Annotated in this window: 19 protein-coding genes and 1 pseudogene; 8 read left to right on the top strand and 12 right to left on the bottom strand. The window is 45.5% G+C overall.

The genetic code is table 11. The annotated features are described in order from the left end of the window. Positions 1-28 precede the first annotated feature (28 nt). The 6 genes from IQP38_RS06050 to IQP38_RS06025 all read right to left on the bottom strand — a co-directional run bounded on the left by IQP38_RS06050 (position 29) and on the right by IQP38_RS06025 (position 6557). Positions 29-349, bottom strand: a complete 321-nt coding sequence (locus IQP38_RS06050; RefSeq protein ID WP_017633949.1) for a hypothetical protein — start codon at positions 347-349, stop codon at positions 29-31. A gap of 70 nt (positions 350-419) precedes the next feature. Then, positions 420-2015, bottom strand: a complete 1596-nt coding sequence (locus IQP38_RS06045; protein ID WP_193837425.1) for a S41 family peptidase — start codon at positions 2013-2015, stop codon at positions 420-422. Positions 2016-2379: 364 nt separating this feature from the next. Then, positions 2380-3144, bottom strand: coding sequence for a hypothetical protein (locus tag IQP38_RS06040; protein ID WP_017633951.1), 765 nt, complete (start codon positions 3142-3144; stop codon positions 2380-2382). Positions 3145-3174: 30 nt separating this feature from the next. Beyond that, a complete protein-coding gene (locus IQP38_RS06035; RefSeq protein ID WP_005377862.1) occupies positions 3175-3849 on the bottom strand; it encodes a GntR family transcriptional regulator in 675 nt (224 codons plus the stop codon). 152 nt (positions 3850-4001) lie between these two features. After that, on the bottom strand, positions 4002-5534 hold the full coding sequence (locus tag IQP38_RS06030; protein WP_017633952.1) for an aldehyde dehydrogenase (NADP(+)): 1533 nt from the start codon (positions 5532-5534) through the stop codon (positions 4002-4004). Positions 5535-5555: 21 nt separating this feature from the next. Continuing rightward, the gene (locus IQP38_RS06025; RefSeq protein WP_017633953.1) at positions 5556-6557 is read right to left on the bottom strand and encodes a 4-hydroxyproline epimerase; all 1002 of its coding nucleotides are present in this window, start codon (positions 6555-6557) and stop codon (positions 5556-5558) included. Between the two features lie 109 nt (positions 6558-6666). On the opposite strand from IQP38_RS06025, the gene IQP38_RS06020 reads away from it, so the two are divergent. From IQP38_RS06020 to IQP38_RS05990, 7 genes are all read left to right on the top strand, one after another. Beyond that, on the top strand, positions 6667-7923 hold the full coding sequence (locus IQP38_RS06020) for an NAD(P)/FAD-dependent oxidoreductase (RefSeq protein ID WP_017633954.1): 1257 nt from the start codon (positions 6667-6669) through the stop codon (positions 7921-7923). 124 nt (positions 7924-8047) lie between these two features. Beyond that, the gene (locus IQP38_RS06015; protein WP_017633955.1) at positions 8048-9121 is read left to right on the top strand and encodes a polyamine ABC transporter substrate-binding protein; all 1074 of its coding nucleotides are present in this window, start codon (positions 8048-8050) and stop codon (positions 9119-9121) included. Between the two features lie 87 nt (positions 9122-9208). Beyond that, positions 9209-10183 (top strand): ornithine cyclodeaminase family protein, encoded by a 975-nt coding sequence (locus IQP38_RS06010; RefSeq protein ID WP_193837471.1) that lies wholly within the window; start codon positions 9209-9211, stop codon positions 10181-10183. A 56-nt stretch (positions 10184-10239) separates the two neighbouring features. Then, positions 10240-11154: a dihydrodipicolinate synthase family protein gene (locus tag IQP38_RS06005; protein ID WP_033905160.1), complete on the top strand. Its 915-nt coding sequence runs from the start codon at positions 10240-10242 to the stop codon at positions 11152-11154. A gap of 73 nt (positions 11155-11227) precedes the next feature. Beyond that, positions 11228-12349, top strand: a complete 1122-nt coding sequence (locus tag IQP38_RS06000; protein WP_005377849.1) for an ABC transporter ATP-binding protein — start codon at positions 11228-11230, stop codon at positions 12347-12349. Beyond that, complete coding sequence (locus IQP38_RS05995) at positions 12346-13626, top strand: ABC transporter permease (protein ID WP_053350407.1); 1281 nt, start codon at positions 12346-12348, stop codon at positions 13624-13626. The genes IQP38_RS06000 and IQP38_RS05995 overlap by 4 nt, the downstream gene beginning before the upstream one ends. A gap of 2 nt (positions 13627-13628) precedes the next feature. Beyond that, on the top strand, positions 13629-14477 hold the full coding sequence (locus tag IQP38_RS05990; protein ID WP_025766753.1) for an ABC transporter permease: 849 nt from the start codon (positions 13629-13631) through the stop codon (positions 14475-14477). A 120-nt stretch (positions 14478-14597) separates the two neighbouring features. Here IQP38_RS05990 and IQP38_RS05985 read toward each other — a convergent pair. Then, a pseudogene (locus tag IQP38_RS05985) lies at positions 14598-15032 on the bottom strand (hypothetical protein). 302 nt (positions 15033-15334) lie between these two features. Between IQP38_RS05985 and IQP38_RS05980 the strand changes: the two are divergent. Further along, entirely contained in the window at positions 15335-17779 is a 2445-nt protein-coding gene (locus IQP38_RS05980) for a collagenase (protein WP_017820899.1), read from the top strand. Positions 17780-17938: 159 nt separating this feature from the next. Here IQP38_RS05980 and IQP38_RS05975 read toward each other — a convergent pair whose 3' ends face one another. From IQP38_RS05975 to oppB, 5 genes are read right to left on the bottom strand one after another with little or no spacing between them, the layout of a single operon-like run. Continuing rightward, positions 17939-19735: an aminopeptidase P family protein gene (locus tag IQP38_RS05975; RefSeq protein WP_193837424.1), complete on the bottom strand. Its 1797-nt coding sequence runs from the start codon at positions 19733-19735 to the stop codon at positions 17939-17941. Next, positions 19735-20727, bottom strand: a complete 993-nt coding sequence (locus IQP38_RS05970; protein ID WP_017633963.1) for an ABC transporter ATP-binding protein — start codon at positions 20725-20727, stop codon at positions 19735-19737. Before IQP38_RS05970 ends, IQP38_RS05975 begins: the two co-directional genes overlap by 1 nt. A gap of 9 nt (positions 20728-20736) precedes the next feature. After that, positions 20737-21720 (bottom strand): ABC transporter ATP-binding protein, encoded by a 984-nt coding sequence (locus tag IQP38_RS05965; protein ID WP_017820901.1) that lies wholly within the window; start codon positions 21718-21720, stop codon positions 20737-20739. A gap of 10 nt (positions 21721-21730) precedes the next feature. Continuing rightward, complete coding sequence (locus IQP38_RS05960) at positions 21731-22663, bottom strand: ABC transporter permease subunit (protein WP_005377839.1); 933 nt, start codon at positions 22661-22663, stop codon at positions 21731-21733. Between the two features lie 9 nt (positions 22664-22672). Next, positions 22673-23593: an oligopeptide ABC transporter permease OppB gene (oppB, locus tag IQP38_RS05955; protein WP_193837423.1), complete on the bottom strand. Its 921-nt coding sequence runs from the start codon at positions 23591-23593 to the stop codon at positions 22673-22675. Between the last annotated feature and the right edge of the window lie 30 nt (positions 23594-23623).

The raw sequence follows: 23623 nt of genomic DNA, 5'->3' as shown, positions 1-23623 counted from the left end.
ATATCAGCGGGCTTCTATTTTGGGAGATCTAAAACTTAATGTTGGGCTCACAATCTAGTGAACTGAGAGAGACAAAAGTATCTGTTTTGGCATAGTACAAGCCACAGGTTTCACCTCTTATCTGCAACGTATATTGGTCTGGAAGATCCTTATAGCTGCCATCCAACAGTTGATTGTTGTTCCCTTTTACTCGTCCTTTTTCAATCAACAAATGCGGTGAAGATTCAAATACGTTATTTGCGATTCTAGGTGCTGGTGTCCCTTGGATTTCTGCGATCGCGTTTTGAATTTCTATGACTGTTTCCGGAGAGTTCTTTTTACTCAATGCTTCAACGGGTTCTTGTGACATAGCTTGACATCCTATCAAAGAAATTGAAGTGCCTAGGAAAAGCGCCACCCGAATCAGCATTCGTAAAAAGCTAGTTGATCTCAACATGAATTGCCTCTGTTCGTAGCGGAGAGCGAAGATCGCTTAACTCCGGAGATGAAATGTTACGCGGCATGGCGTTGAAACTTGAAGGGGATACTGGCGGACAGGTTCCAGTTTCCATGTAGTTTAGTGCCGCAGAAAGCATACCTTCAGATGGATCGCCTAATGGTTTTGTTAGGTCGTCATTGACCCAGCAACCTTCCACTCTATTGTCTAAGCCTAGCTCGGTATTGATTTGGCTCTTTGGAGTAGGAATAAAACCATCAGCGAAGTCGCCAAATTTTTTCTCGTTCGCCGACTTGAACTGAATAGTGTAGTACATAGTGCCGCAGTTTTGTTCTGGTGAGAACCCATACGGTTTACCTGTGGTTGTTGAGCCTATTTGGATAACCTCCACATCAATGCCGCGCAAAGCGTTGATTAGCAGTTCACTTGAGGAAGCCGTGCCTCCTGAAGTCAGCACATATACGCGCTTTTTGTTCAGTGTCGGAAGCACTTGGTCCGAATATTTCTGTGCTGCCCAGTCTATTGCTAGATTTGTAAAGCGATAGATGTTATCCCCATCTTTAATGGTACGCATCACTTTGTCATTGTGAATCAACTCACTGAAGACTCGGTTCTGACCAGCACTGCTTAGCATGTAGCCTACTTGCGAGGACTGAAGGACTAAGCCACCGCCGTTGTAACGTAAATCAACGACGATCTCGTCAACATTCTCTGCTGAGAGCGTACTGAACGCCTCAATAAGCGGGGCTTGAGCGCTTGGTTCAAAGGAGTTGTATTGCAGATAGCCGATCCGCATACCATTGTGTGTAATCACTTTGGCATTTTTAACTGGAGAGGTCATGACATCAGAGGCGGTAAGCGTCACGGTTTTCACTAGACCGTCGACACTCTCAAATGTGAAGGTGTAATCTTGATTGATGTCAGGGTTAAAGAGCGTTTTATTAATAAAATCAATGTCGGACTGACTACCGGTGTTAACCACATCAATATTATTGATTTTCAGAAGCTTATCACCACGAGCAATGCCGCTTCTATCAGCTGGAGAGGCTTCTTCATTGTAGGAAATACGAACGTCTCGAGGTTGTACGCCACGTAAGAATGCCCAGTTGAAACCAAATCCAGCAACTAAACCGGATTGCGATGATTTCATCTCATCTTCATAAGGGACGGTAAAATGGAAGCGATCTTTGGGTTTACCCGTCGCGGTAGTAGCAGAGGTGACCAGCGTATTGAAGTAATCAGTAACAGTTTTGTAGTTTGCTGGATTATTATCAGGAACCTCGTCATACCATAGGTACGTTTCGTTAGTAAAAGCTCTTAAAAAGAGTTTTTCGTGCAATGTAGAGCCCAATTTATCTGGATAGGCGGCATAGTTGTCATATGGGTCCAGTCCGACGCGGGGCGTTTCACATTGGTTGATAAACGTTTTCGACGGTTGGCTATAATCACCGGCTTTCCATGTTGGTCCAGTTGCGCTGCTAGTTGACGGAGTAGGTGATGAACCATCACCGCCGCCACCGCCACAGCCTTGTAATAATGCGAGAGTGACTGCCGTTGCTAAAGAATACTTAAATTTCACTTTTCTATGTCCTTATAAATAATAGAATTATAATTATGTGTTTTGCTTTTGTTTTTATTAGCTAGGTGAATGTATTAATTTAATTTGTTCGTCTGCAAATTTATAGTTAAATAGTGTGAGGTAAATAACGTAAAAAAGTTGTCTTTTATACTTAAGCTAAATTAGTCATTACTTAAGTTTTCTGTCTATTTCAAAAGAGCTAACAAGACAATTAATAAGTGTGAAATTAAGACAAGTTCTTAGTTGACTAAGCGATGCTTGCTAAATAAAAATCAGAATTAGATTCAGGAAACGCTTTGAATCAATAGTTTGGTAGGGATATATGATGTTATCTGGGGTTTGTTTGATTTATTTGTCTGATGCTTTAACTTAATTTAGTGAGTTGAGCGACGTGCTTTAATAGGCTTCCGTCAATGTTAGGTAAATCATCAGCGAAAAATATCTGAGCACCGGGAGTGCAGCGCATTAATATATTTATTAGTTCACCTTCATTGTTGGAAGTGTTAACTGCGTTAAGTTTCGCTAATTTATTACAAAGCTCGTCCTCTATTTGCACTTTCTGCTCTTCGGTGAGCCTAATGCGACCTATACATACGCCTGGGTTGATATCATGAGAAAGCGAATCTTGTTGAAATCGCTCTTTGAATAAGGTGTCTAATGCCGTACCTTCTTCCATAATAAATCGACGACCAGAACGGTAAAACAAGCCGTCTCCGAAGTTTTCGACATATCCTAGAATTTCCGCGATACGCAAATAGAATCGTAAGCTTGTATCAGAAAGTCCGTAAGTTTGGGCTATCTCTTGCGGTTTAATATCACGAGAAGTCAGCATATAAATAAAATCAAGTAAGTAAGGATGCTCAACGAAAAGGGCGCTCTCTTCATCTGTTAGCATTTGCTCGTTTTGGTGCTGAAGCTCGTTGGCTAAGGTTGCGAGTTCGATGAGATCGGTATTCAGGTAGTTCAGATAAATAAGTACTTTATCCAAACCTAAAGCTGGATTATGTAGGTGGCGTTTAATACTAGATAAAGGGATGCCACTTTTCTCTGACAAGGAATTGTAGCAAAGCCCTTCTTCTTTAATCTTTTGTCGTAGCGCTGCAAGTAAAAACTTTGGTCCAACATTCATCCTTGAATATCACCTTATTCGTTATTCCGTTTACTGGCTGATATTTTGCCTTTCAAGCAGCAGGTTTCGAATCGCTGTGCCTGCTTCTAGAATGTGCTTTTTCAGTAGGTACTTGGCGCCTTCGATATCGCGATTTTGGCACATTTCAAACAAGCTTAAGTGCTCTTCTTCTGCCTTTTTAATGCCTGTAGTAAACAATAGCTGCATGCGTATGTATCGGTCACACTTTGTGTTCAGGTTGTAAATGACGTCCATAGTTTCAGGCATGTTGGCTGGCGCATATAGGGCTTTGTGGAACTCGTAGTTGTAGTTGCTCCATTCTTCTACTTCGTCGCCACTGTTCACTACTGACTCGAAACGTTCGCGAACTTCGCGCGCGCGTTCAAGGTCAGCGTCTGTCATATTTTGAATCGCGCGCTCTAAAATGTGGCATTCCACGACAGCGCGCAGTTCAAATAGCTCATTGATTTTCTCTGGAGATAGCTCAGTGACCGTCGCACCTTTGTGAGGTTCAAAGCTAACGAGTCCTTGTGCTTCCAATTGAACTAACGCTTCACGCACAGGAATTCGGCTAACATTAAACTCTTTTGCTAACGCATCTTGACGTAAAGGTTGACCAGTTTTTAACTCGCCCTTCAAGATCTGAGTTCGAATTGCTTCCTCAACGAGCTGAGTGCGCGTTTTAAAAACAGGTTTCTGTGACATTGAAGTCTCCCGTGAAATTAATATTGTATCCAATCCATTTTACTTTAGTAGTTTATTGTTTTTCTGGCACAAACCAACTAGGAAAGAAGGTTTTGAGAAGTAGAGTGAAATAAAAGGCATCAGTTGATGCCTTTTTGAGCCATTTGGTGGGCTTATTGGGACACACTGCCATCTATGGCGCGTTGGATACCCAGTGGGTTCGACGCTTTTAATGAATCCGGCAATAAAGATTCTGGCAAAGCTTGATAAGAGACCGGACGCAACCAACGATGAATAGCCTCCGCACCGACAGATGTTGAGGCAGAATTGGTTGAAGCCGGATATGGTCCACCATGAACCATAGCGTAACCAACCTCGACGCCAGTTGGCCAACCGTTGAATACAAGGCGTCCGGCGATTTCTTCCAAACTTGGAAGCAGTTGCTTGGCTTGTTCTTCGTCTTCAGCGGTAGCGTGAAGGGTTGCGGTGAGCGATCCAGTCAGTGAATCACTCAGTTTCAACATGTCATCGAAATCTTCACAGATTACGATTAACGATTGAGGACCAAATATTTCTTCCTCCCATTGCGGGTTTTCACGCCAGTTTTTACTGTCCGTCACGAACAGTGCTGGTGAGACATTGGTCGCTTCTGCTTGTTCAGAACGAGTGACGTTAATGCCTGTTTCGGAAGCTCGCTTATCCACTTCGGATTCATACGTTTCTCGGATTCCTTGCGTTAGCAAAGTGGCCGTTGATTGTTGTCGAATTAACCCTTGAGCGATTTCGATAAAGGCTTGCGTTTCTGGGCTATTCAAGACAAATACAACGCCTGGTTTTGTACAAAATTGTCCACAGCCCAAAGTCATAGAAGCCACAAATTCTTCAGCCAATGATGCGTTTGCCCGTATGGCTGAAGGGAGAATAAATGTTGGATTAATCGCCCCTAGTTCGCCATAGAAGGGGATTGGCTCTGGTCTTTGCTGGGCTAGATTGAACAGCGCACGGCCACCACCGACTGAACCTGTAAACCCAACCCCTTTAATTTTTGGATGGGTAACGAGTGCTTGGCCAAGTGCACGTTTGTTACCTTGCAATAGCGTGAAGATGGCTTGCGGTAAGCACTCTTTCTCAAGTGCAGCCTCAATACACTCAGCAACAAGTTGACTGGTGCCAGGGTGGGCGGTATGGCCTTTTACAATCACAGGGCAGCCAGCAGCCAGTGCCGAAGCCGTATCACCACCTGCAGTAGAAAATGCGAGCGGAAAATTAGACGCACCAAACACGGCGACAGGGCCAATTGCGATTTGTTGACGGCGAATATCTGGTTTTGGCAGTGGTTGACGGTTTGGGTTTGGCGTATCGAAGATTGCTTGATAGTGATTACCCGAGCTCACAACCTCGGCAAATAGTCGTAATTGGTTGGCGGTACGTCCTATTTCACCGCTTAAACGTGCTTCGGGAAGGGCAGTTTCTAAATGAGCACGAGCAACGATTTCTTCACTCTTCTTTTCCAATTCAGAGGCGATAGAGCAAAGTAAGCTCGCTCGCTTTGCATTGCTTAGTTGGCGAAACTCACGCGCAACGCTTTGGGCGGCTGAGGCTGCTTGATTAACTTCTTGCTCCCCATGCACCGGAAACTCTGTGGGTAGAGGCTCACCAGTAAAGGCGTTGACTGCGTAAAAAGTGGTTGGTTCTTGTGGGTTCATCATTCTTCCTTACTATCCTTATTACTTCACTTCAAATCCGTACGCATATGGGTCTTCATCGTCTACCCATATCGTGTTGTGACCGTATACTTGTGCCCATCCTTCAATACTTGGCAAAATAGCGGCTTTGCCATTCACTTCGGTAATGCCTTCTATACGTCCTTGAAATAGGCTGCCGATGATACTTTCGTGAACAAAGTCTTCCCCTTGATTGAGTTTGCCTCTTGCATGCCATTGCGCCATGCGTGCACTTGTGCCCGTACCACATGGCGAGCGATCCAACGCTTTGTCACCGTAAAACACAGCATTTCGAGCGGTGGCGTTTTCTTGTGTGGGCTCTCCGCTCCATAGCACGTGAGAAACACCGCATACTGTAGGATCTTCTGGATGTACGCACTCAACCGCTCTAGATACCGCTTCGCGAACTTTTGGTGAAAGCATCAAAATTTCATCTGGAGAGTAGTGTTCAAGTCCGGCGTAGCTTTCTTGAGGATCGACGATTACGTAATAGTTTCCGCCATAAGCAACATCGACAGTGAGCTCACCTAAGCCCTCTATGTCCACGGTTACGTCTTGGTGGGCAAGGTAAGCTGGTACGTTAAATATCTTCACCGACGTGACCTTGTCACCTTTTGTTTGGTAGTGCACTTCGATTTGTCCTGCTGGGACATCAAGTATCAAACGGCCTTCTTTTTTGGGAGTGATAAGGCGATTCTCGATAGCGGTAGTGACGGTTCCAATGGTGCCGTGGCCACACATTGGTAAGCAGCCACTGGTTTCAATAAACAGAATTGAAGCGTCTGCGTTATCGCTGCAAGGAGGCAAGACAACTGACCCCGACATCATTGAGTGTCCGCGAGGCTCAAACATGAGTGCCTGACGAATCCAATCATAATGCTCAAGAAAGTATTGGCGCTTTTCGCTCATGGTATTGCCTTCGAGTGGAGGCACACCGCCTGCGACCAGCCTAACTGGGTTGCCGCAGGTGTGGGCATCAATACAGAAAAAAGTTCCTTGTCTCATTTTTCGCTCCTTGCTGAAAAAATGGTTGAATTAAACAATAGTGATGTTAACGTAATGTAAAATATATTGTATACAATCTACGTTTTCAAGTGTGACTCGGAGCATATTTATGTTGGTCAAGGATGAAACCAAAAAGGAAAGGATCGCCGTGATAGGTGCGGGGATTATTGGCTTATCAATTGGATTGAAGTTGCAGCAGCAAGGTTATCAAGTCACGATTTTTGATCCCAATGGCGTGGGGAATGGATGCTCTAAGGGAAATGCAGGTCATATCGCGACTGAGCAAATCTTCCCTCTTGCAACGCCAGCGCTGCTTCCACAATTACCTAAAATGCTGCTAGATTCCAAAAGTCCGGTTTCGATCCGTTGGCAAGATATTCCAAACACAATCGGGTGGATGATTCGTTTTCTATTACAAACCAAGCCATCAGCCGCGGAGCGGGCAAAAAACGCGATTAAGAGTCTTAACGAGCGGTCAGTGGCAAGTTGGCGTGGCGTGCTTGATTCAATCGGAAAAGCGCATCTAATAAAAATGAATGGTTCATTGCTCACTTTTGAAAACGAGAAACTGTTTCAGAATTATCAAAGTACGCTTAACTCACTGGCTAAAAACGGTGTGACGCATCAAGTTTGGACACAAGAGGCGATTCGAGAGCGAATACCTGATCTCAGCCATAAGGTTCGTATCGGAGTCTTTTTTCCCGAAACCGGTCATACGCTAGACCCTTATCAGCTCTGTGCTGAGCTAAGTGAAGCTTTTGAAGTTCTTGGCGGTAAGGTTTTACAAAAAGGTGTATCTGCGTTGGCGAAAAATGGCGATGTGCTGGTTGAGTCTCAAACACATTCATTTGACCGAATCATTGTTGCCGCTGGTGTACATTCTAAGCCTTTGATACGGCAACTAACCGGAGTCAAAGTGCCTATTCAAGCCGAGCGTGGTTATCACCTAATGGTGGATGACAAGCGTGATGTACTGCCATTTCCTATTAGCTCTGCCGATAGAAAATTCATCATGACTCCGATGTCAGGTGGGCTACGCTTGGCAGGCACTGTGGAGTATGCCGATGTAGAATCACCACCCAATATGAAACGTTCAGAAATGCTTTTTCAGTTAGGTGATGAGATGTTTGAATCGGGGTTACATTCACTCAAGCAAGGAGAAAAGTGGATGGGTAATCGGCCTTCAACAGTCGACTCGTTACCGGTTATTGATAGCATTTGGGATGGAAATGTATTACTGGCATTTGGCCACCAACACCTTGGATTAACTCAAGCGGCGATTACGGCAGATCTCCTTTTAGAGCTTATCGAAGGAAAGCCGACATCGATTGATCTTTCACCTTTTTCATTACAACGATTTGCCTGAAAAATTTAATATTAAATATTGTATAAAATATATTAAATGCTAATGTTAACTTAATTTTAACAAAAACTGGTATCCAACAGCCGTACTCGGATGCCTCCAGAAAAACAACCAAAAGGAGTAAAACGTGTCACGAATGACCAAAGCACCATTGGCGCTGTTGATCTCAGGAATGCTGTTGGGGACCTCTGCTTATGCTGAAGACAAATTGACGGTCGTATCTTGGGGTGGTGCATTCACCAAGAGCCAAGTGGAGGCATATCATAAGCCTTTCATTAAAAAAACAGGTGTTGAGATCGTATCCGAGGATTTCAGCGGCGGATTAGCCGAAATTAAAGCACAGGTGGAAGCGAACAATGTGCGCTGGGATTTGGTTTCTCTCGACAAGCCGGACATTGTTCGTGGTTGTGCAGAAGGGCTATTAGAACCAGTGAGCCCAAGTATTTTGCCTCCGGGAGCTGATGGAACACCAGCACAAGAGGATTTTATTGATGGTGCGATTCACGAATGCGCAATCAATACCATCGTTGTGTCCACTGTATTAGCGGTGAACGAAGACGCGTTTAAAGGTAAGGCTTTGCCAAGCAAGTTGACCGATCTTTTTGACCTAAAAACTTTTCCAGGTCGACGTGCATTGCAAAAACAACCTCAGGGCAATCTTGAGTGGGCACTATTGGCTGATGGTGTAAAGCCAGAAGAGGTCTACAGCCTGCTCGAAACCGAAGCGGGGCGTGAGCGTGCTTTTGCTAAGTTGGATACGATCAAATCAGAAGTACTGTGGTGGACAACAGGTGCCCAGCCACCTCAAATGCTTGCAGACAAAGAAGTGGTGATCGCCTCGGCGTTTAACGGCCGAATCCACAATGCCCGTAAAGATGAAGGTCAACCATTTCGGATTATATGGGACCGTCAAATGGGTTACATGAATGGATGGGCGATACCTAAAGGGAGTGAGAACACAAAGCTTGCATTGGACTTTATTGCTTTTTCTTCAGGAACAAAACCATTAGCTGATCAAGCTAAGTACGTTGCCTATGGGCCTACGCGTAAGTCGTCTTCGGCGGAGGTGAACCCAGACATTTTAGCGAACCTTCCTACCGCACCTCAAAACTTCCAAACCGCCTTCCTGATTAACGATGAATGGTGGTCAGACTACGCGGATGAACTCAATGAAGAGTTCAACACCTGGCTGCTTAACTAGGCGTTAATTTTTGTATGGGGCCGAGTTTTCATCCATAAGCGAGGTTCCGTACTTTTCCTCAACTGTATTTATGTTTTCGGAGAAATGATGAAAGTCATCGAAGCACAGCAAGTCGCGCAATGTTTAACAATGAAGTCTCTTATTGAAACGATGCGTGAAATGTACTCGCGGCCAGCAACAATACCTCAACGCCGAGTCATGCCCTTAGAAGAGGGAGAATACGAGGCGTTTGCGCTACTTCCTGCTTGGAACCAGGAGTTAATTGCGGTGAAAGCCTTTACGTATTTCCCGCATAACCCCGAGCAAGGAAAAGATACGCTTGCATCTAAGCTGCTTGTTTTTAGACGAAACGATGGTGAGCCGCTCGCACTCGTGGACGGTAAAGTTTTAACGTTTTGGCGCACCGCCGCAGCTTCTGCGTTGGCAGCGGACTATTTGGCGCGTCCCGGTGCTGATCGTCTGTTGATCTGCGGAACGGGCAATCTTGCGCCTTATTTTGCGTGGGCATACGCTGCGGTTCGCCCACTTAAGCAGGTTTATATTTGGGGGCGTAACTCAGACAAAGCCGAGGCGACGGTAGATGCCATTGTGTCATCTTCAGAGTATCAATCGCTTCCTGATGAGCGTCGGTTCCGTGTTTCAGTCGTAGAAAAAGTGGACCACGTTATCAAACACGTTGACATCATCAGCTGTATTACCGCATCAGCAGAGCCTTTGTTTAATGGCGCAGACGTGCTGCAGGGCACCCATATTGATTTGGTCGGTAATCATGATTTGGACAAGCGTGAATGCGACTCTAAAGCAGTGCAACGAGCACAGGTGTATGTTGATAGCCGTATTAATGTATTAGCCGAAGCGGGCGATCTTCTCATTCCAATTCAAGAGGGCGTGTTCACTTCAGACGATATCAAAGGGGAATTACCGCAGCTTTGCGCCCAACAAATCTCAGGACGTCAAAACGATGAGGTCATTACTTTATACAAATCAGTTGGCAGTGCTTTGGCTGATTTGGCCGCTGTAAAGGCGGTGTTGTTAGAAAATGGCATAGATAGCCATGTCTGAGCATTTTCGCTCGTTCATTTAAATTGCATACAATATACATATAAGGAAGGTAGTTCATGAAAATTGATTGGAAAGGTGTTTATCCGGCGGTCAGTACGCAATTCCGTCAAGATCAGTCAATCGACTTAGACGCAACGCAAACTGTTATAGATAACCAAATTAAAGATGGTGTGAATGGCATTATCTGCTTGGGTACTGTCGGTGAGAACTGTGCGTTGTACCCGGAGGAGAAACGCCAGGTCTTGCAAGCGGCAAAAGAAGTCGTAAATGGCCGTGTGCCTTTGATTGCTGGTACAGCAGAGTCTATTACCACAGCAGCTGTTGATTACATGCAGGATGCGCACAAAATTGGTATCGATGGTTGTATGGTGATGCCTGCCATGGTTTACCGCACGTCTGAGAGCGAAACGTTCGAATATTACCGCACGCTAGCAGAAGCAACGCCAGAAATGCCAATCATGATTTACAACAACCCGGTTGCTTATGGTGTCGATGTAAACCTCGATATTATGGCGAAACTGGCTGAGTTTGAAAGTATTGTAGCTATCAAAGAGTCGACCACTGATACTCGTCGTATCACTGAGCTTTACAATAAATTTGATGACCGCTTTACCGTGTTCAGTGGTGTTGATGACATCGCTCTTGAATCATTGATGCTAGGTGCGACCGGCTGGATTTCTGGTTTAACCAACGCATTCCCAGAAGAATCCGTCGCGATTTATAAACTGGCAAGCCAAGGTCGTTATGCTGAAGCGTTAGAAATCTACCGTTGGTTCTTACCGCTACTGCGTTTAGACACCATTCCTACGCTGGTTCAGTGCATAAAATTGGCCGAGCAAGTCTGCGGACGTGGCTCTGAACAAGTTCGTGCGCCACGCCAACTCTTACAAGGTGAAGAGCGTCAACAAGTCATTCAAATGGTTGAACATGCGTTAGAAACCCGCTTAGACCTATCCAAATACAATCTGTAATTGTGCTGTTTAGTAGAGCGTTAACTGACGCTCTACTCATTCGTAATATTCAAAAAATGAGAAGAGGGAAGTCATGAGCACGGAAAACAAGGACTATGTCAGCTTTCAACACGTTAAGAAAACCTACGATGGCACGAATTTGGTGGTGAAAGACTTCAACTTAGATATTACTCCTGGAGAGTTCGTTACTATGTTGGGGCCGTCAGGATCGGGCAAGACCACTTGCTTGATGATGCTAGCAGGCTTTGAAACTGCGACCGGTGGAGACATTTATATCGATGGCGTTCCTGTCAATCATCTCGCGCCGCACAAGCGCGATATTGGTATGGTGTTTCAAAACTATGCGTTGTTTCCACATATGACCATTGCTGAGAATCTTGCGTTTCCTTTAAAGGTGCGAAAACTCGACAGTGACACGATTCAAAGCAAAGTTCAGAGTGTATTAGAAATGGTCGAGCTTGAGCATGTTGCGACTCGATACCCGAAGCAGTTATCAGGTGGTCAACAACAGCGTGTTGCGTTAGCGCGAGCATTAGTGTTTGAGCCTAAACTCGTGTTGATGGATGAACCACTAGGCGCGTTAGATAAGCAGCTGCGTGAGCAAATGCAGATGGAAATTAAACATTTGCATGAAAAGCTTGGCATTACCATTTTGTATGTGACGCACGATCAAGACGAAGCTCTCACTATGTCCGACCGTATTGCGGTTTTTAATCACGGCGAAGTGCAACAACTCGCGACACCAACCGAGCTTTATGAATCTCCGAGTAATACGTTTGTTGCGCAGTTTATCGGAGAAAACAACCAACTCTCAGGTTTAGTCAAAGAGTGGAACGGAAAGTATTGCCAAGTGCTCGTTGGGAAAGAGTTATTTACTGCGAAACCTGTCAGAGTCTCTGAGCAAGGGCAGAGAACAACACTTTCCATTCGACCAGAAAAGATTGTTATTCAACCAGAGAAAGCGTCTTGTGAGAACCAAGTCTCGGGCGTCCTACGAGAATTGATTTATCACGGTGATCATTATCGTCTGGTCGTCGAAGTAGAGAGCGTTGGTCACTTCATCGTTAAAGTACCTAACGATAATCGTAAACACTTGCAGTTAACGCCTGGCTCAATTTGTCGTATTGGTTGGCAAAGTGACGATTGCCATGCTCTTGATGGGACACAAACTCAAAGTAGCGAGGTAGCAGCATGAGTCGAGAGCTAACCGCATTAGATTCTGTATTGGAAATCGAACGCCAAGTTCATGAGCAAGAAACCAATTTGAAAGCGCAGTTGCAAAAGGCCGAGCGCCGAAAAAAGCTTCGCTCCATTATGCTCACAACGCCATTGGTGTGTTTTATTCTGCTTACGTTTGCTTTTCCTATCCTCGACATGCTTTATCGAAGCGTGGATAACCGAGAAATATCCCTGTCACTACCACAAACTATTCAAGCCTTAGAAAGTTGGGATTATCAAGGTCAGCCTCATCAAGAAGTCATTGAGGCATTCTCTGTTGAAGTACTTGCGCTTTATCAAAGCAAAGAGCTGCCGAAAATAGCCAACCGGATGAATATTGAAGAGTCTGGTATGCGCAGTTTACTCATGAAAACCGGCAGAAAGTTGTCTCGTTTGACGTCGCTGCCGAGCTCGGTGACACAGTTGGCTAAGCTGGATAAGCGATGGACTAATCCTAAATATTGGGCGGCGTTTAAGAATCTTAGTGGCGCATTAACATTCAGTCACTATCTTGCAGCGCTAGACTTGCAAGTGAATGAGTTTGGAGACATTGAGCCCCAACCAGAAAAACGCCAAATATACGTCGACCTTTTCTTTAAAACTTTTTGGATGTCTATTTCAATCACCTTAATTTGTTTGGTGATGGCGTACCCCGTTGCTTACCTGCTTGCCAATTTACCTGATAAGCGCGCGAACTTACTTTTAATTATTGTGCTGCTGCCATTTTGGACATCATTGTTAGTCAGAACCACGTCTTGGATTGTTCTGCTGCAAAACCAAGGGGTCATTAATGATCTCCTTATTTGGTCGGGTTTTACTTCTGAGCGAATTCAGATGATTCACAATACCTTCGGAACGGTGGTGTCTATGGTGCACATTCTGTTGCCTTTTATGATCCTGCCTCTGTATAGCGTAATGAAAGGAATTAGCCCAACTTATTTCCGTGCCGCTCGTTCTCTAGGCGCGACGCCTTTCATTGCGTTCATCAAAGTTTATATGCCGCTTACGTTACCGGGGATAGGTGCGGGGGCCTTGCTTACTTTCATTCTTTCTATTGGCTTCTACATTACGCCCGCTTTGGTTGGTGGAAGAAGCGGACAGATGATCTCCAATATGATTGCCTATCATATGCAGACATCACTGAACTGGGGGATGGCTGGCGCATTGGGTGGACTGCTTTTGTTCGTTGTACTGGTTCTGTTTTATATATTCAACCGTGTGGTTGGTATTAATAACCTTAAGGTAGGAGGATAACCATGGCATTACCAAACTATGCATCAAAAGTAGAGCGAGTTGCTTACGCAGGTTACTTAGCTTTTTGTGGGTTGGTGCTGTTCTTTTTAATCGCTCCAATTCTGACCATCATCCCGTTATCGTTTAATGCAACGCCTTACTTTACTTTTACCGAGGGGATGTTAAACCTTGATTCGGAAGCGTATTCTACTCGCTGGTATCAAGAAATGTTTACTAGTGATCAGTGGCTGTTGGCGCTGAAAAATAGCACGTTCATTGCTTTTATGGCGACACTCGTTGCAACAGGGCTGGGAACTCTGGCGGCGTTGGGTTTAGCAAGTAGTAACTTGCCTTTTCGCAATACGATTATGGCGCTGTTGATCTCGCCCATGATCGTACCAGTCATTATCTCTGCTGCTGCGATGTACTTTTTCTACACACGCCTTGGCTTATCACAAACTTATTTAGGCGTCATTTTGGCACACGCTGCGTTAGGTACGCCTTTTGTCGTCATTACCGTTACTGCGACGTTAAGCGGCTTTGACCATAGCTTGGTAAAAGCGGCGGCTAGCTTAGGAGCAAACCCTGTTTATACTTTCAGACACATTACCTTTCCTCTGATTCGTCCGGGGATGATTTCTGGCGGCTTGTTTGCTTTTGGCACTTCGTTCGACGAGGTTGTGGTGGCGTTATTCCTGACTGGGGCAGAACAAAAAACCGTTCCTAGGCAGATGTGGTCAGGAATTCGAGAGCAAATCAGTCCGACTATATTGGCGGTCGCTACGTTGCTGATTTTTATGTCGGTGTGTTTGCTCGTGACTTTAGAAGTTCTACGTAGGCGTAATGTACGCATTCGAGGCATTCAAGAATAACCAAACTTTTTCTTTGTTGCTCGCTACGCACTTTTGTTTAGGGGCTCCTCAATTTTTGACCAAATGCGCCTCATTGTAGGCGCTTGTCTTTTGTGTTTATCATCAGCGATGACTGACATGTCACTCCTGTAGATTAATGCCAGCCTGCTCGAAACGTGCCAAAGGCGACTTGTTTGATCGCTGATACCAACTAGCTGGCATGTTTGGTTTAAGTCGGGCTTTCTCTTCCTTGCTAATCACAACATAGTGCAAAAACGCATTAAGTGTGGTTACCATCACGTTAAACGTCATTTCCCCATCTTTGCTGATGGATTTCAATAACCCAACGACGGTTTCCTCAGAGACTAACGGTTCAACCACCGCCTTTTTTCGCTCTTTTATTGATGTTGAAGCGGGCAGTCTTGCACGTGCCGTCTCCCAACAAACTTTGTTGGTTTTACTGACAAGGTTGTGCTTGTAGCATTAGTAACTGAATAAAAAGCGTGGCAGGTTTTGCCAGCGTTCGGCTTGGACTTCTAACCAAAGATGTTGTAGCTCAATATCAGCGTCGGTCATAGGAGTTGTTTAGCAAAAAGAAAAGAAACCATTTTATCGCTTTTGTGAGGAGCAATAAAAGATATTTGAATGGAAAGATAAACAACTAGTTGATCAATATTACTAAAGCAAATCGATTTCTGGCAAGCTCGTGCAACGGCAACTCGAGTACCAAAAACTGACACCGTCACGTTCAGTTGTTAACAAAATGTTTCATCTTGTCTTGCGAGTAGATTATATGGAGATGCTCTTGCAGTAATAAGGGCAGTGGCGATGCAAAAGACGTAATGCATTTAAGGAAAACTCAATATAGAAGAAATTAGATGGAACTGAAGACTTTGAGTGTCGCGATTGCGACAACATTAACCAGCACTGGCGTATTTGCGTTAAGCGAGCCAGTTTCTCAAGTTACAGAGCAACATGCACATTCGGCTCATACACACGGTGTTGAATCCAATCGAGTTGAATACCAACCAACCGCAACTCTCCCTATTCAGCCCTCCAAGGCAACTCGAGTACAGTCACTTGAAAGCCTTGATGAGTCGAGCACTGCTTGTGATTTGGAAGCATTGGTTACCGAAAGCAGTAACCAATTGATCAGCGAAATTTTAAGTCAGGGCGCGACGTGCGTGAACCAGTTATTCTCTGCTGAAAGTCGGATTCAGGAGTCGGTATTTAGCTCCGATCATATGTACAACATTGCGAAGCGCACTACGACATTGGCGAAGGGGTATACAGGTGGCGGGAGCGATGAACTCGAAACGTTTTTCTTATACTTGCGCGCGGGTTATTACGCCGAGTTTTACAATGACAACATCTCATTTATTGAATGGGTTACCCCAGCGGTGAAAGAATCCGTGGATGCGTTTGTTAATAACGCAAACTTCTATGAGAACAGCGACCGTCACGGCAAAGTGCTTAGTGAAGTCATCATCACTATGGATAGTGCGGGCTTGCAGCACGCGTACTTACCGCAAGTGACCCAGTGGCTTACACGTTGGAATGATCAATACGCCCAGCACTGGTATATGCGCAATGCAGTTAACGGTGTTTTCACTATTTTGTTTGGTGGGCAGTGGAACGAGCAATTTGTGCAAATAATTGGCAACCAAACGGACCTTGCCAAAGCTTTAGGCGATTTTGCTCTGAGGGCATCATCAATCGGTGCTGAAGATGAGTTCATGGCCGCGAATGCGGGGCGAGAGCTCGGGCGTTTGACCAAGTATACGGGTAACGCGAGTTCTGTTGTGAAGAGTCAGCTGAGTCGAATCTTTGAACAGTATGAAATGTATGGTCGGGGTGACGCGGTTTGGCTTGCGGCGGCGGACACTGCCTCATATTACGCAGATTGTAGTGAGTTCGGAATTTGTAATTTCGAAACTGAGCTAAAAGGCTTAGTGCTATCGCAAACTTATACTTGTAGTCCAACAATTCGAATATTGTCCCAGAATATGACGCAAGAGCAACACGCGGCCGCATGTTCTAAAATGGGTTACGAAGAGGGTTACTTTCATCAGTCATTAGAAACTGGTGAACAGCCAGTAAAAGATGACCACAATACTCAGCTCCAAGTCAATATCTTCGATTCAAGCACCGATTATGGTAAGTACGCAGGGCCAATTTTCGATATTAGTACTGACAATGGCGGTATGTACTTGGAAGGCGATCCTTCCCAGCCGGGGAATATTCCCAACTTTATTGCTTATGAAGCCTCTTATGCGAACGCGGATCACTTTGTCTGGAACTTAGAGCACGAATACGTGCATTACTTAGATGGTCGATTTGATCTCTATGGAGGGTTTAGTCATCCAACTGAAAAAATAGTGTGGTGGAGTGAAGGCATTGCAGAGTATGTCGCTCAAGAAAATGACAACCAAGCAGCACTTGAGACGATTTTAGACGGCTCGACATATACCTTAAGTGAGATTTTCGAGACTACTTATGATGGGTTTGATGTCGATCGAATTTATCGTTGGGGGTACTTAGCTGTACGTTTTATGTTTGAAAATCATAAAGATGACGTAAACCAAATGCTGGTGGAAACACGCCAAGGGAATTGGAGCAATTACAAAGCAACGATCACCCAATGGGCGAATTTATATCAAAGTGAGTTTGAGCAGTGGCAGCAAGCCCTTGTCTCAAATGGTGCACCTAATGCAGTCATAACCGCAAACAACAAGGGGAAAGTCGGTGAAAGCATTACATTTAGCAGTGAAAACAGTACAGACCCAAACGGGAAGATCGTCAGCGTCTTATGGGACTTCGGTGATGGCTCGACAAGTACACAAACCAAGCCGACGCACCAATATGGGAGTGAAGGGGAGTATTCGGTCAGTCTAAGTGTGACAGACAGTGAAGGCTTGACGGCAACCGCCACTCATAGTGTTGTTATCTCAACGTTGGGCGGTAATGACACATTGCCACAAGACTGCGCGGTGCAAAGTAAAGTAAGCGGTGGGCGCCTAACAGCAGGAGAGCCTGTTTGCTTGGCAAATCAACAAACCATTTGGCTGAGCGTGCCAGCGGTGAATGAGAGCTCAAATCTGGCGATAACGACGGGGAACGGTATGGGCAACCTAAAGCTTGAATACAGTAACTCTGGTTGGCCGGATGGTGCTAATCTTCACGGGTGGTCAGATAATATTGGTAATGGAGAGTGTATTACGTTGTCAAATCAGAGTAACTACTGGGGCTACGTTAAAGTCTCTGGTGACTTTGAGAATGCCGCCATCGTCGTTGATTTTGATGCTCAGAAGTGTCGTCAGTAGGGCATTTTAACTGCATCATTTTAATTTAATTGATCGCCTCGCTAACATTGCGGGGCGTTTTTGTTTTTCACGCCGTTATCTCTATAAAAAACCAGCCCGAAGGCTGGCAAACAAGGAGTTTGAGATGAAAATGAAAACGTTATAAAGCTTGCTGATATCCTATTTCTCAATAAGTTGGGTTGTGCGTTGAAGCCAGTTTTTATCTTGCGTATCAAGAAAAGGGCTAAGTGCTTGATAGACTCGTGAATGGTAATGATTGAGCCAGTCTAGCTCTGCTTGATCTAGCATTGATAAATCAAGGGCGTTGGTCGCAATTGGAGCAAGAGTGATGGTCTCAAAACCGTAAAACGTGCCGAACTCATTTTGTTCTACTTCTACAACTTTAAGAATGTTCTCTATTCTTACCCCGTACTCACCTTCGCGATAAACGCCTGGCTCATTAGTAATGACCATACCCGGTTTTAGTTCAACCTCGTGGTGGCTTTGCGAGAAATTTTGTGGGCCTTCGTGAACATTCAAGCAAATGCCCACGCCGTGTCCAGTGCCGCACTTGTAATCAATACCATGTTGCCATAAGACGCCACGCGCCATGATATCAAGATTGGCACCCGTAGAGCCTTTCATGAATCGAGTCTGAGTCAGTCGGATGACCGCTTTGAGCACCAAGGTATAATCTTTGCGCTGCTTAATGGTCGGTGACCCGAAGTGGAAAGTACGGGTGATGTCTGTTGTCCCGCCAAGGTATTGGCCACCAGAATCGACGAGAAAGAAGTTGCTTTCATTGGCTGCCGCATTGCTTTCTTCATCGGCGGCATAATGCATTTTTGCCCCGTGAGCTGCGAAGCCTGCGATAGTGCGGAAACTGTCACTCACATAATGTCGGGTTTGACGGCGATAGTGATTCAGTTGTGCCTCAGCAGACAATTCTGTAACGAGTCCGCTTGGAACTTGCTCTTCGAGCCAGTTCATAAACCTTACGATTGCCACACCATCATCTGTTAATGCCTGTTCTAGGCTAGTTAGCTCGGTCGCATTTTTTATGGCCTTCATTGCCGTTACAGGGCAAGCCATTGGCTTTAGATTCACATTCCCTTCAATCGAACTCACCAATAAGCTGTCTGTGTGGGTCGGGTTAAAAGCGAGCGATAATCCCTCACATTGCTGATTCAAATACTGACTTACGTAGTTGTAATGGCGAATGTGTACACTCTGATCGGTCAGCGCTCTTTCAACGTCTTGAGGCAGTTTGGCTTTATCAATAAACAGTGTCGCAAGTGATTGCTCTACGACTAGATAGGCTTCAGAAACTGGGCAGTAATTCGTATCACCACCTCGAATATTCATTGTCCACATGACATCATCTAGCGTTGACACTAATAAGCTATCTACTTGGTTCTCGGTTAACCAAGAACGGATTCTCGCTAACTTATTTTCAGTGTCAACGCCAGCAAAAGCGGTGGGGTGCTCGAATACGGGTGCACTTGGGCGAGGTGGTCTTTCAAGCCAAATCGGTGTGAGTAAATCCAGGTCGAGAATGATCTTAATGTTTTTCGCTTCAAAGGTTTGTTTGAGGCCTTGATAAAAAGCGTAACTGATGGCGCGCCCGTCAACCGCGATAATACTGTTTTCTGGTAGCGTGGTAGCCAGCCATTTGGCAACTGTCGGCGTTTCTGGTTGTTTGGCTTTAAACAGTTCAAGTCCTGTGCCGTGTAACTGTTCTTCAGCTTGAATATAGTAACGACCATCAGTCCACAGGCCACCACCTTGTTGGGTAATGACGACATCGCCTGCTGAGCCGGTAAAACCTGAAATCCAGCTTCGCGCTAACCAATGATCCGCTGAGTATTCACTGTTATGTGGGTCATTGTTGGTCACGATATATGCAGACACGTTGTGAAAGGACATTGCCTCACGCAATAACGTAAGGCGTTGGTTTACTGAGTTAGTATTGTTCATTAAATGGTTCCTAAAGTCATATTTGAGCAATAGATATGATGCTGCTCCGAGCCTGTTTTTATTGGGTTCTGTTGCCCGCATACTTCTGTTGCTTCTGGGCATCGAGTACGAAAAACGCAACCGCTCGGTGGGTTAAGTGGAGAAGGAAGATCGCCGGGCAATAGTTGTATTTCACGGTCACGTGCTAATTGCGGATTAGCTATCGGGACAGCAGATAACAGTGCTTTGGTGTAGGGGTGTTGAGCATCATCAAATACTTGATCGTAACGTCCTACTTCCATAGGTTTACCAAGATACATCACCATAACGCGGTCGCTGATATGGCGCACCACGCTTAAGTCATGCGCAATCATCACCAGTGTTAACCCCATTTCTTGTTTAAGATCATCTAGAAGATTGATGACCTGAGCTTGTATGGAGACATCTAGTGCACTAACGGGTTCATCACACACGACCAAATCTGGATTGAGAATTAATGCTCTGGCAATGCCCACACGCTGGCATTGACCTCCGGAAAATTCATGTGGATAGCGGTTTCGCTGGCTCGCCAAGAGACCCACTTTATCCATCATAGCGATGACACGCTTTTCTACCTCTGCCCGTTTAAGCTTTGGCTCGTGGGTGAGCAGTGGTTCGGCGATGCATTCTGAGATGGTTAACCTCGGATTCAAACAAGCGGATGGGTCTTGAAACACCATCTGAAATTCTCTGCGTCGAGAGGAAAGCTCTTTTTTACTAAACCCGAGCATGTCTTGACCTTTCCAAGTCAACTCGCCATGTGTAGGTTCAATTAAGCGAAGTAAGGCGCGAGCAAGTGTTGATTTTCCGCAGCCTGATTCCCCCACAATGCCAAGTGTCTCACCTCGGTAAACATCTAAGTCGATACCATTGACCGCTTTCACGATTTTACGTCGACTTGGAATAAGATGACGTGAAACAGGAAAGTGGACGTTTAAATCACGAGCAGACATGAGGACTTCTTTTTTATTCATAACGCCTCCTTAAGCTTTTATTTGAATGGGAGTGATAACACTGGGTGCTTTAACGTGACAGGCAATGGACTGGCTCGTGTTTAATGGAGAAAACCGTGGGGTTTCGTATTGGCAACGCGTCTCTCGATGCTCGCACCGCTCTTTAAACGGACACCCTTGATGGTTAATCAACGCACTTGGTGGGTTACCTGGGATGGTTGGTAAACGCGGCATATCTTCAGTGATGGAAGGAATCGCCTTTAGCAGGCCTTGAGTGTAGGGGTGCGCAGGTTGAGCGAACAATGTCTCGGTATCTGATTGCTCCATTTTTTGACCACCATACATGACCAATACGCGATCACACATCTCGGCGACGACGCCCATATCGTGAGTGATCAGTAAAATAGCCGTATTGAACTCTTGTTGTAAGTCTCGTAATAGCGTCAAAATTTGAGCTTGAACGGTTACATCTAACGCGGTGGTTGGTTCGTCTGCAATTAACAACTCGGGCTTACACAACAAGGCCATCGCTATCATGATTCGCTGACGCATTCCGCCAGATAATTCGTGAGGGTATTGATTCATCCTAGTTTCGGGAGAGGGAATACGCACCGCATCCAACATGTGAATCGATTCAATTTTTGCTTGTTTTCGGGTCATTCCTTTATGAATCATGAGAACTTCACAAAGCTGTTTGCCAATTTTCATAAATGGGTTGAGTGACGTCATCGGATCTTGAAAGATCATTCCGATTTTCTCTGCACGGATGCGGTTGAGCTGCTTTTTAGACATCGCGAGTAAATCATCACCGTGGAACATTGCGCTTCCAGACACGGCGCCGTTATCCGCGGTTAACCCCATTAATGCGAAAACAGACTGGCTTTTTCCCGAACCTGATTCCCCAACAATCCCAAGAGTTTCGCCCGCTTTAATCGAGTAGGAGAGATTACTGACCGCTTGCACTTGCCCATCTGGCGTATCGAAGCGCACGTTCATGTTTTCAATAGATAGCATGGGTTTGTCCTTATCGGTCTTTCGGGTCAAGAGCATCACGCAAGCCATCGCCGATGAAGTTAAAACAAAAGAGGGTGGCAACTAAAAACAGAGAGGGAAAAAGCAGCATCCACAATGCAACGTCAATCGTTTTTGCGCCTTCGGAAATTAGGATTCCCCAGCTCGTGTCTGGTGGTTGAACACCAAGCCCTAAGAAGCTCAAAAACGATTCGAACATAATGAATCCTGGTACCATTAAGGAGGAATAAACCATCACGATCCCAAGCACATTAGGCAGAACATGGCGTCGGACAATTGTCAATTTAGAAACCCCAATAGAGTGTGCGGCTTCGATGAACTCTCGCTTTTTTAGACCGAAGGTGACACCACGTACAACACGGGCAATGCCCAGCCAAGATACCATTCCGATCACGATAAAAATCAGGTAGATGTTGTTGCCAAAAAGGGTAACAAACAGGATAACCATAAACATAAATGGCACCGAATCGAGCACCTCAATAATGCGCATCATTACGCTATCGACAACGCCGCCAAGATAGCCGGAAATACTTCCCCAAATCGTACCAATAACAACGGCGACTAAGGCGCCAACAAAACCTACCAAAATAGAGAGCCTGCCACCTTGCATCGTGCGAGCGAAGACATCTTGCCCGAGATCATCGGTACCAAAGTAATGGCCACTGCTCAGTGAAGGTTTCCCTAGCTCGTATGGATCGATGAGCACTTCCCAGTCAATTTCATCATGGCCAAAAGCGGCAAGAGAGGGGCCGAAAGTGATGCATAAGGTAATGAAAGCCAAAACATACACTGATGTCATCGCGGCTCTGTTTTTACGAAATCGAGTCCATGCATCCTGCCAAAGACTGCGACCTTCGACGGCTTCAATATTGTCGACGACTTGATCTTGAAGAGCTTGTGTATCCAGTTTTTTGATCGTTAACATACCGGACTCCTAAACGCGTATACGAGGGTCGATAATCGTATATAGCAAGTCGACCACAAGGTTAAAGAAGATAGTGAGTGAAGCGACAATCAGAGTAATGCCCATTACTAGGCCGTAGTCGCGGTTGAGAGCCCCAGACACAAAGTGTTGTCCCATGCCACCTGTACCAAAGAAAATGTCGATAATTACCGAGCCTGTCACGACAGACACAAACGCAGGGCCGAGCATCGCAACGACGGGAATCAGGGATGGTCGCAAAGCGTGATGGAATAAAATGTAGGTTGTGGACAAACCTTTGGCCTTTGCCGTTCGAATGTATGGTTGGTTGAGTGTTTCAATCATTGCGCCACGCATGACGCGTGCAATACTCGCAATGGAGCCAATCGCTAGGCTGAGCACGGGAAGAACAAGAAAAGCCAGCTTTCCTCCTTCCCAACCACCAGCAGGGAACCAGCCGAGCTGAATAGCGAAGAGCATGACTAAAACTGGAGCAAGCACGAAAGCCGGAACTACAACTCCAGTCATCGAAAGTGTCATCAGGCCGTAATCTAGGCGGCTATTTCGGTTCAATGCCGCAATGGTGCCAAGCAACATGCCAAGTGGAACGGAAATGCAAAAGGAGAGTACGCCTAATACTGCTGAAACTGGCCATGATTGTGCGACGAGCTGTGTAACACTGAAGTCTTGATAAACGAAGCTCGGACCGAGATCTCCTTGTATGAAATTACCAATGTAAATCCAAAACTGAGTAAGGAAGGGCTGGTCCAAATGGAATTTTGCTTCGATATTCGCACGTACCACCTCTGGCATAGGCCGTTCCATATCAAATGGCCCCCCTGGTGCAATGTGCATCAGCCAAAATGATACGAGTGCGATGAATAGAAGCGTGGGGATAGCGATAGCTAATCGCTTAACAATGTACCAAATCATGATCCATCATCCTTTGGTCGTCCGAAATCA

The organism is Vibrio sp. OPT41, from assembly GCF_015163595.1.
GTDB classification, from domain to species: Bacteria; Pseudomonadota; Gammaproteobacteria; order Enterobacterales; family Vibrionaceae; genus Vibrio; species Vibrio alginolyticus.
This window is presented reverse-complemented; position numbering and strand designations above follow the sequence as displayed.

Excerpts from the sequence above, each read along its gene's own strand:
- IQP38_RS05960 (WP_005377839.1), bottom strand. The coding sequence starts at position 22,663 with ATGTTAACGATCAAAAAACTGGATACACAAGCTCTTCAAGATCAAGTC.
- IQP38_RS06035 (WP_005377862.1), bottom strand. The coding sequence starts at position 3,849 with ATGTCACAGAAACCTGTTTTTAAAACGCGCACTCAGCTCGTTGAGGAA.
- IQP38_RS06025 (WP_017633953.1), bottom strand. The coding sequence starts at position 6,557 with ATGAGACAAGGAACTTTTTTCTGTATTGATGCCCACACCTGCGGCAAC.
- IQP38_RS05990 (WP_025766753.1), top strand. The coding sequence starts at position 13,629 with ATGGCATTACCAAACTATGCATCAAAAGTAGAGCGAGTTGCTTACGCA.
- IQP38_RS06010 (WP_193837471.1), top strand. The coding sequence starts at position 9,209 with ATGAAAGTCATCGAAGCACAGCAAGTCGCGCAATGTTTAACAATGAAG.
- IQP38_RS06020 (WP_017633954.1), top strand. The coding sequence starts at position 6,667 with ATGTTGGTCAAGGATGAAACCAAAAAGGAAAGGATCGCCGTGATAGGT.
- IQP38_RS05995 (WP_053350407.1), top strand. The coding sequence starts at position 12,346 with ATGAGTCGAGAGCTAACCGCATTAGATTCTGTATTGGAAATCGAACGC.
- IQP38_RS06050 (WP_017633949.1), bottom strand. The coding sequence starts at position 349 with ATGTCACAAGAACCCGTTGAAGCATTGAGTAAAAAGAACTCTCCGGAA.
- IQP38_RS06000 (WP_005377849.1), top strand. The coding sequence starts at position 11,228 with ATGAGCACGGAAAACAAGGACTATGTCAGCTTTCAACACGTTAAGAAA.
- IQP38_RS05970 (WP_017633963.1), bottom strand. The coding sequence starts at position 20,727 with ATGAATAAAAAAGAAGTCCTCATGTCTGCTCGTGATTTAAACGTCCAC.
- IQP38_RS05980 (WP_017820899.1), top strand. The coding sequence starts at position 15,335 with ATGGAACTGAAGACTTTGAGTGTCGCGATTGCGACAACATTAACCAGC.
- IQP38_RS06030 (WP_017633952.1), bottom strand. The coding sequence starts at position 5,534 with ATGAACCCACAAGAACCAACCACTTTTTACGCAGTCAACGCCTTTACT.
- IQP38_RS05975 (WP_193837424.1), bottom strand. The coding sequence starts at position 19,735 with ATGAACAATACTAACTCAGTAAACCAACGCCTTACGTTATTGCGTGAG.
- IQP38_RS06005 (WP_033905160.1), top strand. The coding sequence starts at position 10,240 with ATGAAAATTGATTGGAAAGGTGTTTATCCGGCGGTCAGTACGCAATTC.
- IQP38_RS05965 (WP_017820901.1), bottom strand. The coding sequence starts at position 21,720 with ATGCTATCTATTGAAAACATGAACGTGCGCTTCGATACGCCAGATGGG.
- IQP38_RS06040 (WP_017633951.1), bottom strand. The coding sequence starts at position 3,144 with ATGAATGTTGGACCAAAGTTTTTACTTGCAGCGCTACGACAAAAGATT.
- oppB (WP_193837423.1), bottom strand. The coding sequence starts at position 23,593 with ATGATTTGGTACATTGTTAAGCGATTAGCTATCGCTATCCCCACGCTT.